The sequence below is a fragment of the Mycobacterium sp. 1245801.1 genome, from assembly GCF_001673055.1.
GTDB lineage: Bacteria > Actinomycetota > Actinomycetes > Mycobacteriales > Mycobacteriaceae > Mycobacterium > Mycobacterium europaeum_A.
In genome coordinates, this window is sequence record NZ_LZKY01000025.1 from 1 (window position 1) to 10,104 (window position 10,104).

At 69.6% G+C, this 10,104-nt stretch carries 9 protein-coding genes and 2 pseudogenes; 2 read left to right on the forward strand and 9 right to left on the reverse strand.

The window, feature by feature from the left end; all coding sequences use genetic code 11:
- From A5622_RS27735 to rimP, 3 genes and pseudogenes are all read right to left on the reverse strand, one after another.
- Positions 1 to 179: pseudogene (locus tag A5622_RS27735) on the reverse strand (DUF448 domain-containing protein); the annotation flags it as partial.
- A gap of 72 nt (positions 180 to 251) precedes the next feature.
- Positions 252 to 1,307: a transcription termination factor NusA gene (gene nusA / locus A5622_RS01470; RefSeq protein WP_066866986.1), complete on the reverse strand. Its 1,056-nt coding sequence runs from the start codon at positions 1,305 to 1,307 to the stop codon at positions 252 to 254.
- Complete coding sequence (rimP, locus tag A5622_RS01475; RefSeq protein ID WP_066876211.1) at positions 1,304 to 1,840, reverse strand: ribosome maturation factor RimP; 537 nt, start codon at positions 1,838 to 1,840, stop codon at positions 1,304 to 1,306. The genes nusA and rimP overlap by 4 nt, the downstream gene beginning before the upstream one ends.
- 229 nt (positions 1,841 to 2,069) lie before the next feature.
- On the opposite strand from rimP, the gene A5622_RS01485 reads away from it, so the two are divergent.
- Together A5622_RS01485 and A5622_RS01490 are read left to right on the forward strand one after the other, a co-directional pair.
- Entirely contained in the window at positions 2,070 to 2,600 is a 531-nt protein-coding gene (locus A5622_RS01485) for a hypothetical protein (RefSeq protein WP_066866980.1), read from the forward strand.
- A complete protein-coding gene (locus A5622_RS01490) occupies positions 2,597 to 3,043 on the forward strand; it encodes a ferritin-like domain-containing protein (RefSeq protein ID WP_066866978.1) in 447 nt (148 codons plus the stop codon). The genes A5622_RS01485 and A5622_RS01490 overlap by 4 nt, the downstream gene beginning before the upstream one ends.
- On the opposite strand, the gene A5622_RS01495 is transcribed toward A5622_RS01490, so the two are convergent.
- From A5622_RS01495 to A5622_RS01520, 6 genes and pseudogenes are all read right to left on the reverse strand, one after another.
- Complete coding sequence (locus tag A5622_RS01495) at positions 3,040 to 4,797, reverse strand: proline--tRNA ligase (protein ID WP_066876214.1); 1,758 nt, start codon at positions 4,795 to 4,797, stop codon at positions 3,040 to 3,042. The two genes, A5622_RS01490 and A5622_RS01495, sit on opposite strands and share 4 nt — an antisense overlap.
- A gap of 211 nt (positions 4,798 to 5,008) precedes the next feature.
- Positions 5,009 to 6,616, reverse strand: a complete 1,608-nt coding sequence (locus tag A5622_RS01500) for an MFS transporter (protein ID WP_066866974.1) — start codon at positions 6,614 to 6,616, stop codon at positions 5,009 to 5,011.
- A gap of 33 nt (positions 6,617 to 6,649) precedes the next feature.
- Complete coding sequence (gene cobA, locus A5622_RS01505) at positions 6,650 to 7,855, reverse strand: uroporphyrinogen-III C-methyltransferase (RefSeq protein WP_066876216.1); 1,206 nt, start codon at positions 7,853 to 7,855, stop codon at positions 6,650 to 6,652.
- 9 nt (positions 7,856 to 7,864) lie between these two features.
- On the reverse strand, positions 7,865 to 9,262 hold the full coding sequence (locus A5622_RS01510; protein WP_197507925.1) for a cobyrinate a,c-diamide synthase: 1,398 nt from the start codon (positions 9,260 to 9,262) through the stop codon (positions 7,865 to 7,867).
- Complete coding sequence (gene cobO / locus A5622_RS01515; protein ID WP_066876220.1) at positions 9,259 to 9,873, reverse strand: cob(I)yrinic acid a,c-diamide adenosyltransferase; 615 nt, start codon at positions 9,871 to 9,873, stop codon at positions 9,259 to 9,261. The genes A5622_RS01510 and cobO overlap by 4 nt, the downstream gene beginning before the upstream one ends.
- Before the next feature lie 19 nt (positions 9,874 to 9,892).
- A pseudogene (locus A5622_RS01520) lies at positions 9,893 to 10,104 on the reverse strand (hypothetical protein); the annotation flags it as partial.

The following is a 10,104-nucleotide window of genomic DNA, read 5'->3' on the forward strand; positions in this document are numbered from 1 at the left end:
GGCAGGCTCTTGCCTGTGTCAACGATCACGGCGAATTCGCCGTTCCCGTTCGGCACAGCCACCACTCGAAGCAACTCGACGGCCAGCTCTCGCTTCCGGCACCCGACGCACGTCCGTACGGGTCCACCCGCATGACGGTGCGACGTGATTTCGGGAGCCGAAAGTTCGCGCTGGATCACGGCTCAGTCTAGCGTCACCGGATCGAAGCTCAGAACCGCCCGAGCGTGCGCCGGCGCGACCCGGCCGGACCGCTAGCGGTCGCGGGCCATTCCGTGGGTGGCGCCGTGTTCGGACTGGCTCTCCGGATGCCCGCCCGCCCCGGCGGGCGAGTCGCCGCGGATGTCGATGCGCCACCCGGTGAGCCGGGCGGCCAGGCGCGCGTTCTGGCCTTCCTTGCCGATGGCCAAGGACAACTGGAAGTCGGGCACCACCACCCGGGCGGCGCGGGCGGCCTGGTCGATGATCGACACCGACACCACCTTCGCCGGCGACAGCGCATTGGCGACGAAGCGGGCGGGGTCCTCGTCGTAGTCGATGATGTCGATCTTCTCTCCGGAGAGCTCGCTCATCACGTTGCGGACCCGCTGCCCCATCGGACCGATGCAGGCGCCCTTGGCGTTCAGGCCGGGCAGGTTGGACTTCACCGCGATCTTGGACCGATGGCCGGCCTCCCGCGCCACCGCCACGATCTCGACGGACTCGTCGGCGATCTCGGGGACCTCCAGCGAGAACAACTTGCGAACCAGGTTGGGGTGGGTCCGCGACAACGTGATCAGCGGCTCGCGGGCCCCGCGGGTCACCCCGATGACGTAGCACCGCACCCGGTTGCCGTGTTCGTAGCTTTCCCCGGGGACCTGCTCGGCCGCCGGGATCACGCCCTCGGAGGCCTTCGTCTCGGTGCCCATCCGGACCACCACCAGGCCACGCGCGTTGGCCCGGCTGTCGCGCTGGATGACGCCGGCGACGATCTCGCCCTCGCGGGTGGAGAACTCGCCGTAAGTCCGCTCGTTTTCGGCGTCCCGGAACCGCTGCAGCATGACCTGCCGGGCGGTGGTGGCGGCGATGCGGCCGAAACCCTCGGGGGTGTCGTCCCATTCGCTGATGACGTTGTCGTCTTCGTCGGTCTCCCGGGCCATCACCTTCACGACACCGGTTTTGCGGTCGATCTCGATCCGCGCGTCGTTCTGGTGGCCTTCGGTGTGCCGGTAGGCGGTGAGCAGCGCCGATTTGATCGTCTCGAGCAGCTCGTTGACCGAGATGCCGCGGTCCACCTCGATGGCATGCAGCGCGGCCATGTCGATGTTCATAGGCGCCGCTCCTCCGTCCTTTGGGCCTGACCCGTGGTCGCCAGTTCCAGCTCCGCTTGGTTAGGGGGCGAAAACTCCACTTGGACAACAGCTTTGACGATGTCGGCGAGGGGGATCTGGCGCACCGCCAGATCCCGGCCCGCGCGCACCACCAGTGCGACCGCGCCATCGCCCGTCTCGCCGACCCGGCCGGTCAGCGTCGATCCGTCCGACAGGACGACGTCGACCTTGCGGCCGCGCGCCCGGCGGAAGTGCTTCGCGCTGGTCAGCGGGCGGTCCACGCCGGGCGAGGAGACCTCGAGCACGTACTGGTCGCCGATGGTGTCCAGGCCGTCGAGCAGTGCCGATGCCGAGCGGGACAACGTGGCCGCCGTGTCCAAGTCGAGGCCGTTGTCGCCGTCGGCGATCACCATGATTCGCGGGGGGCGGGTCCGGGCGTCGATGACCACGTCTTCGATCTCGAATCCGGCGCGCGCAAACTCTCCACCGAGTAGCTCGATCACCTGCGTCTGCGACGGTAGCCCGGTGGTCACGGCGAGCTCCTCATCTTGAGTTGTCCGGTCATCTGACGGATGTCGGCGCCCCGATGGCTTCGCAGGCGGCTTCCGGTGTCCCGGCGGAGGAACGCCCGTTGCTGACCGTTGCTGTCGGCGGCCGCCCTCTGCGAGAACCAGCTATCCACGATACGCCAGGAATCGCGGTTGACGGCGTGATCGCGTCCTGGCATCGTGCCCGGCTGCGCGCCGATGGCAGGATGTCTTTGTGCCTAGCGCAGTTCCGTTCGTCAACAGGCGAGATGTGCTCGCCGGTGGTGCGGCTTTGGCTGCGCTCGGGGCGGTGGTGTCCGCCTGCGGCAAGTCCGCGCCCAAACCGCCGCCGGTCGAGCAATTGCTGGGGCCGCTGGATCAGGCCCGGCACGACAGCGCGCTGGCGGGTGCCGCCGCAGCGGCCATCGGGAACCCGCCTCAGGTCGCCGCCGCGTTGACCGTGGTGGCGAGCCAGCGCGCCGCGCATGCCCGCGCGCTGTCCGCGGAGATCTCGCGCGCGGCCGGCAAGCTCGCCACCTCCCCCACGAGCGAGACGCCCAACCCGGGCCAGGCCCAGCCGGCCGGCCCGCCACCGCCTCCGCCGCCGGTGTCCGACGTCATCAACGCGCTGCGGGCCTCGGCCGACAGCGCCACCCGCCTGGTAGGCACCGAGTCGGGCTATCGGGCCGGGTTGCTGGCCTCGATCGCCGCCTCCTGCACTGCCTCGTACACGGTCGCGCTCGTGCCCGGGGGGCCGTCGATATGACCTCCGGCAAGGATGCCGACAACACGGCGCTGTGCGACGCGCTGGCCATCGAGCACTCGACGATCTACGGCTACGGCATCGTCTCGGCGCTGTCCCCGCCCAGCGTGAACGACATGGTCGTAGAGGCCCTCGCGCAGCACCGCCAGCGCCGTGACGACGTCATCGCGATGCTCAATGCCCGCAAGGTGACCGTTCCCGTCGCCGCGGCGGGCTACCAGTTGCCGCTGGTGGTCGGCGGCCCGGCCGACGCCGCGCGCCTGGCCGCGCGGATGGAGAACGACGGCGCGGGGGCGTGGCGCGTCGTCGCCGAGCACGCCGAGAGCGGCGCCGACCGCGCGTTCGCCGCGACGGCCCTGGTGCAGAGCGCGGTCATGGGCGCCCGGTGGAGCCGCGTGCTAGGCGCCTGGCCCATCACGACGAGCTTCCCCGGGGGCAACGACTAACCGCTGTTCGGCGAGCAGGCCGCCGCGATGTCGGCGGCCAGTGACGGCCCGGTGGCCAGTTCGCGGGTTTCGCCGCCGAAGCGGTCGCGCAGCTCCACCACCCCGTCCGCCCAGCCCCGGCCCACCACGACGATCCAGGGGACGCCGAGCAGTTCGGCGTCCTTGAACTTCACGCCGGGTGAGGCCTGGCGGTCGTCGAGCAGCACTTCGACGCCCAACCGGTCCAGCTCGTCGGCCAGGTTGGTGGCGCCGGTACGCGCCTCCGCGTCCTTATTGGCGATCACCAGATGCACGTCGAACGGGGCGACCGCCGACGGCCAGCGCAGGCCCAGTTCGTCGTGGTGCTGCTCGGCGATGACGGCCACCATCCGTGACACCCCGAGCCCGTAGGAGCCCATGGTCAGCCGGACCGGCTTGCCGTCCTCACCGAGCACGTCGGCGGTGAAGGCGTCGGTGTATTTGCGGCCGAGCTGGAAGATGTGCGCCACCTCGATGCCACGCGCCGAGACCAGCGGACCCGCTCCGTCCGGTGAGGGGTCGCCGTCGCGCACCTCGGCGGCCTCGATGGTGCCGTCGGCGGTGAAGTCCCGGCCGGCGACCAGCCCGACGACGTGCCGCCCGGGCGCGTCGGCCCCGGTGATCCAGCTGGTGCCGTCCACCACCCGCGGGTCGACCAGATAGCGAACACCGTTGTCCTGCAAGCCTTTCGGGCCGATGTATCCCTTCACCAGGAAGGGATACTTGGCGAAGTCGGCGTCGTCGAGCAACGCGTATTCGGCCGGTTCCAGCGCCGCGCCCAGCCGTTTGTCGTCGACCTCGCGGTCACCCGGCACCCCGATGGCCAGCAGCTCCCACTCCCCGCCGGGCTGACGCACCTTGAGCAGCACGTTCTTCAACGTGTCGGCCGCGGTGACGGCGCGGCCCAGGTCCGCCTGGTTGGCCCAGTCCACCAGCGTGGCGATGGTCGGGGTGTCGCCCGTGTCGTGCACCACCGCCTCGGGCAGCCCGTCGATCGGCTGCGCCTCCGGGCGCGCGGTGATGACGGCCTCGACGTTGGCCGCGTAGCCGGATTCCAGGCACCGCACGAAGGTGTCCTCCCCGACGGCGCTTTCGGCCAGAAACTCCTCCGACGCGCTGCCGCCCATGGCCCCCGATACCGCGGAGACGATGACGTAGCGCACCTGAAGGCGCGCGAAGATGCGCTGATAGGCCTCCCGGTGCGCGTGATAGGCGGCCTTGAGTCCGGCGTCGTCGATGTCGAACGAATAGGAGTCCTTCATCACGAACTCCCGGACCCGCAGGATGCCGGCCCGCGGCCGCGCCTCGTCGCGATACTTGTTCTGGATCTGATAGAGCAGGACCGGAAAGTCTTTGTAGGAGCTGTATTCACCTTTGACGGTCAGGGTGAACAGCTCTTCGTGGGTGGGGCCCAGCAGGAAGTCATTGCCGCGGCGATCCTGCAGCCGAAACACCGAGTCGCCGTACTCCGTCCACCGGTTCGTCGTCTCGTACGGCGCGCGTGGCAGCAGCGCGGGAAACAGGATCTCCTGTCCGCCAATGGCATTCATCTCGTCACGGACGATGCGCTCGATGCGGCGCAGCACCCGTAATCCGAGCGGCAACCAGCTGTACAGGCCGGGCGCGACGGGCCGGATGTAGCCGGCCCGGATCAGCAGCTTGTGGCTGGCGACTTCGGCGTCGGCGGGATCGTCGCGCAAGGTGCGCAAAAACAACTGGGACATCCGGGTGATCACAGCGGGCTAGCCTAGCGGTGACTTGGCGCTCGGCGACGATGCGGGCCGCATCGGCCCGCTGAGGAGCCGGGCAATCAGATACAGCCCAACGAAGTTGGGCGCAGTGGGTCACCGCCATCGGGCCTAGCGGTGATCACAAGCGCGGCGAAGCCGGGCGCAGTGGGTCACCGCCATCGGGCCTAGCGGCGACTGCGAACCCGCCTGCGGTGAGCTACAGCTCCCCGGCGTCCATCGCTTCCTTGACCTCTTGCGCGTGCGCAACCTGGTCGGGGGTGTAGCCGATCAACAGCGCCGCGCCGCCGACGATGACGGCCACCCCGGCCAGCCAGAGCAGCCCGTAGGTGTAGCCGTTGTCCAGCGCGGCCAACTGCGCATCGTTCATGAACTTGACCGGGCCGGTGGTGCCGCCCATATACAGCGTCCGCGAGGTGATCACCGCCTGCACGACGGCCAGCACCAGCGGCCCACCCAGGCTCTGCAGCATCAGCGTGACGGCCGATACCGGTCCGATCTGATCGAAGCCCACACCGGCGATGGCCGACAGCGTGAGGGGAACGACGGCCATGCCGATGCCGATGCCGCCGACCACGATGGGCAGCACCAGGTTGGGGAAGTAAGCAGCCCCGCGGTGCATGAACGCCCAGCCGAACAACATCGCCCAGAACAGCAGGATCCCGCCGCCGATGGTCAGCACCCGCGGGGAGAACCGGGACACCAGCTGCGAGGAGACGCCGAGGCCGATGCCCATCGCGATGACGAACGGGATGAAGCCGACGCCGGCGCGCAGCGCGCTGTAACCGAGGATGTCCTGCACGTACAGGCCGATGCACACGGTCAGGCTGAACATCAGCCCGCCGGCCAGGAAGATCGCGGTGAAGGTGACCAGCCGGTTGCGATCACGGAACAGGCCGAACGGAACGACGGGGTTCTCGGCGGTGCGCTCCACGATGACGAAGGCCAGCGCGGCACCCAGCGCCACCACGCCCGAGCCGATGGTGGTGATCGACATCCAGCCCTTTTCCGGCCCCATCGAAAAGGCGAATACGGCCGCGGTGCAGGCCAAGGTGGCCAGTATGGCCCCGGTGGCGTCGAGCTTCATCCGCTCGCGGTTGGTCTCCCGCAGTGCGGTGCGGGCCAGGTACATCATCACCAAGCCGATCGGCACGTTCACCAGGAACGCCAGCCGCCAGGACACCTCGGTAAGCGCCCCGCCGACGACCAGGCCCATCACCGAGCCGACCGCCGTCATCGCGGCGAACACCGCGGTCGCGAAGTTACGGGCCGGCCCCTTGGGGAAGGTGGTGGCCACCAGCGCCAGGCCGGTCGGTGAGGCGATGGCGGAACCGACGCCCTGCGACAGCCGCGCGATGACCATGGTCGCCTCGTCCCAGGCGACCGCGCACAGCACGGAGGAGATGGTGAACAGCGCGACACCGACGATGAAGGTTCGCTTGCGCCCGATGGTGTCGCCGAGACGACCGCCGAGCAGCATCAGCCCGCCGAACGTCAGCACGTAGGCGGTGATCACCCAGCTGCGGCCGGCGTCGGACAGGCTCAGCTCGTTTTGGATCTTGGGGAGCGCGACGATGGCGACGGTGCTGTCCATGGTCGCGAGCAGCTGCATGCCGCCGATGGCGATGACGGCCGCGATGAAGCGCCGCGAGGGCAGCCACGCCGGATAGTACTTGCTGATGCGCGTTGAGGCGGTCTCCGCCGGGGCTTTCGCGGTGGTCTCCGCCGCGCGCACCGGGGCCGGACGATCGGGGCGCGCCGAGGCAAGATTCTGCACCGCGCGCTCTGCATCGTTGAGAGCCGTCATAAAGGGTTACCTTACAGTAATCTTAAGAACCGTTTAAAGCCCGAAAGCCGCCACAGCGCCGATCACGATGATCGCCGGAGGTCGGATACCGTCGGCGCGGATCTTTTCGGGCGTGTCGGCGAGGGTAGCCCGCAAAGTGTGTTGAGCGGCGGTCGTTCCATGCTGAACGACCAACACCGGAGTATCCGCAGGTCGGCCGCCTTTGAGGAGCGCCTCGGCGAAAAGTTCGATGCGCTCGACGGCCATCAGCAAAACAATGGTGCCGGACATTGCGGCCAGCGCATCCCAATTCACTAACGATTCGGGATGACCGGGTGGGAGATGCCCGCTGACCACCACGAACTCGTGATTTATCGCCCGATGAGTGACCGGGACGCCCGCTAAAGCGGGCACTCCTATGGCGCTCGTCACACCCGGCACCACGGTCACCGAAATCCCGGCCTCGGCGCACGCCAGCACCTCTTCGTAGCCGCGGGCGAACACGAAGGGGTCCCCGCCCTTCAGGCGCACCACGAAGCTGCCGGCGCGGGCGCGCTCGATCATCACGTCGTTGATCGCATCCTGGGCCATCGCCCGCCCGTACGGGATCTTGGCGGCGTCGATGACTTCGACGTGCGGGGGCAGTTCCGCGAGCAGTTCCGGTGGCGCCAGCCGGTCGGCGACCACGACGTCGGCCTGGGCCAGCAGGCGGCGGCCGCGCACGGTGATGAGTTCGGGGTCGCCGGGCCCGCCGCCGACCAGCGCGACGCCGCCCTTGACGACGTCGGAGCCCACTGGGCTCTCGGGCGTGATGAGCCCGGTCTGCAGCGCCTCGCGGATGGCCGAGCGGATCGCCGCCGACCGGCGGTGCTCGCCACCGGCCAGCACGCCGACCGACAGCCCCGCGTAGTCGAAAGATGCTGGGGTGACGGCGGTCCCCTCAACGGCGACGTCGGCGCGAACGCAGAAGATGCGGCGCCGTTCGGCCTCGGCGACCACGGCCTCGTTCACGCGCGGGTCGTCGGTGGCCGCGATCGCATACCAGGCTCCGTCGAGGTCGCCGTCGCGGTATTCGCGCAGTGCCAGTGTGATTCCCGTCATCGCCTCGACCGATCGGGTGGCGCTGCGGGAGATGACGTGGACGTCGGCGCCGCTGGAGATGAGCAAGGGTAACCGGCGCTGGGCAACGGTGCCGCCGCCGACCACGACGACCTTCTTGCCGGTCAGCCGCAGCCCAACAAGGTAGGCGCTCTCGGTCACCCGGCAAGCCTAGTGGCGATCGCCAGCGCGGCGAAGCCGGGAGTCAGCGTGTGCCACGAAGCGCGCCACCGCCTCCGGCGCGGCCGCCGGGTGGGTGTGCAGATAAGACGCATGCACCCCGGCGTGCACGGCGCCGTCACGCACGGCGGCGCTCCCCTGGGCGGCTCCGTCGACCCGGTACATCCAGGCCGGCTGATAATCGTCGGTGAATGTGACTGTGGTGCGGTGAAATTCGTGCCCTACCGCCCGCTGGCCCGCGGCGTGCAACGACGAATCCGCCACGGCGACGGCATCGCGATACGCCAGGGTCAGCTGCGACGTGAATTGCGCCCGCCCGGCCAGCACATCACACATCGGATGGCCGTCGAGGTCGGAGACCAGGTAGATCAGCCCCGCGCACTCGGCGTGTATCGGCGCCCCCGCGGCGGCCAGCTCCTTGATCTGCCGGCGGACGAGGTCGTTGGCCGAGAGCTCCGCGGTGAACTGTTCGGGAAAACCGCCGGGCAGCAACACCGCATCGGCGCCGTCGGGCAACGCGTCGACGAGCGGATCGAATTCGACCACATCGGCGCCGGCGGCGGCCAGCAGTTCCCGGTGTTCTGCGTAGCCGAAACTGAATGCCTTGCCCGCCGCCATGGCGACAGTGGCACGCCCGGCGGGCGTCTCCCCGACCACCGCCGCCGGATCCCAGGGCGGTTGCGCGACCCGGCTTGCGGCGGCGGCAACGACCGCCGCCAGGTCGACGTGGCGCGCGACCAAATCGGTCATCGCCTCCACCGCCAGCCGCGCCCGCTGCCCGTACTCCACCGCGGTGACAAGTCCCAAATACCTTGTGGGCAGCTCCAATTCGGCCACCCGAGGAATGGCGCCGAGCACCGGGACGCCGGCGTGCTCGCAGGCCTGCCGCAACACCTGCTCGTGCCGGGCCGATCCGACCCGGTTCAGGATCATTCCGGCCACGCGGGTACCGGTGTCAAAGGTGGAAAAGCCATGCAGCAGCGCGGCGACGCTCTGGCTCTGCCCGCGCGCATCGACGACCAGAACGACGGGCGCACCCAGCAGGCCTGCCACGTGGGCCGTCGAGCCCGCCGCGGGAGTGGTTGCAGCGGGCCCGATCCGGCCGTCGAACAGCCCCATCACCCCTTCGACCACGGCGATGTCCGCGCCACGCGCGCCGTGGGCGTACAGCGGGCCGATCAGACCCTCCCCCACCAGCACCGGGTCGAGGTTGCGGCCGGGGCGGCCGGCGGCGAGGCCGTGATAGCCGGGATCGATGAAGTCCGGGCCCACCTTGAACGGCGCCACCGCGTGGCCCGCCTGCCGCAAGGCACCGATCAAACCCGTTGCCAGCGTGGTCTTTCCGCTGCCCGAGGCTGGGGCGGCGATGACCACCGCGGGAACACTCACCACTCGATGCCCTTCTGCCCCTTGCGTCCTACGTCCATCGGATGCTTGACCTTCGCCATCTCGGTCACCAGGTCGGCCGCGTCGATCAGGCTTTGCGGTGCGTCACGTCCGGTGACGACCACGTGCTGATGACCGGGTCGCGCCGCCAGCGCCCGCACCACCTCGTCGACGTCCACCCAACCCCACTTCAGCGGATAGGTGAACTCGTCCAGCACGTAGAAGTCGTGGCGCTGATCGACCAGCCGGCGCGCGATCTCCGCCCAGCCGTCGGCCGCGGCCGCCGCGTGATCGACGTCGCTGCCCGCCTTGCGGGTCCAGGACCAGCCCGCGCCCATCTTGTGCCATTCCACACGACCACCGATCCCGTGCTGGTCGTGCAGTTGGCCCAGCTGACCGAAGACCGCCTCCTCGCCCACCTTCCACTTGGCGCTTTTGACGAACTGAAACACCGCGACCGACAGGCCGGCGTTCCAGGCCCGCAACGCCATTCCGAATGCGGCCGTGGACTTTCCCTTGCCGGCGCCGGTGTGCACCGCCAGCACGGGCGTGTGGCGCCGCGCCCGCGTGGTCAGGCCGTCATCGGGAACCTGCAATGGAACACCCTGTGGCATAAGCGCTTAACCCTTTCGCTCAGGCCGCGTCGCGCACCGCGCGCGTCAGGGAATCGGCGTGCAGCTGCTCCAGCCGGATCGCCGGCGCGCCCAGCTGGCGGGCCAGTTGCCCGGCCAGGCCCAGCCGCACAAAGGACGTCTCGCAGTCGACCACCACGGCGGCCACGCCCTCGGCGACCAGCCTCGCCGCCGCGATCCGGGTGCGGCCCAACGGATCCGGCCCGGCGGTGG

What these genes read in the sequence shown, in the direction of transcription:
- nusA (WP_066866986.1), bottom strand. Translation starts at nt 1,307, where the DNA reads ATGAACATCGACATGGCCGCGCTGCATGCCATCGAGGTGGACCGCGGC.
- A5622_RS01490 (WP_066866978.1), top strand. Translation starts at nt 2,597, where the DNA reads ATGACCTCCGGCAAGGATGCCGACAACACGGCGCTGTGCGACGCGCTG.
- A5622_RS01500 (WP_066866974.1), bottom strand. Translation starts at nt 6,616, where the DNA reads ATGACGGCTCTCAACGATGCAGAGCGCGCGGTGCAGAATCTTGCCTCG.
- cobO (WP_066876220.1), bottom strand. Translation starts at nt 9,873, where the DNA reads ATGCCACAGGGTGTTCCATTGCAGGTTCCCGATGACGGCCTGACCACG.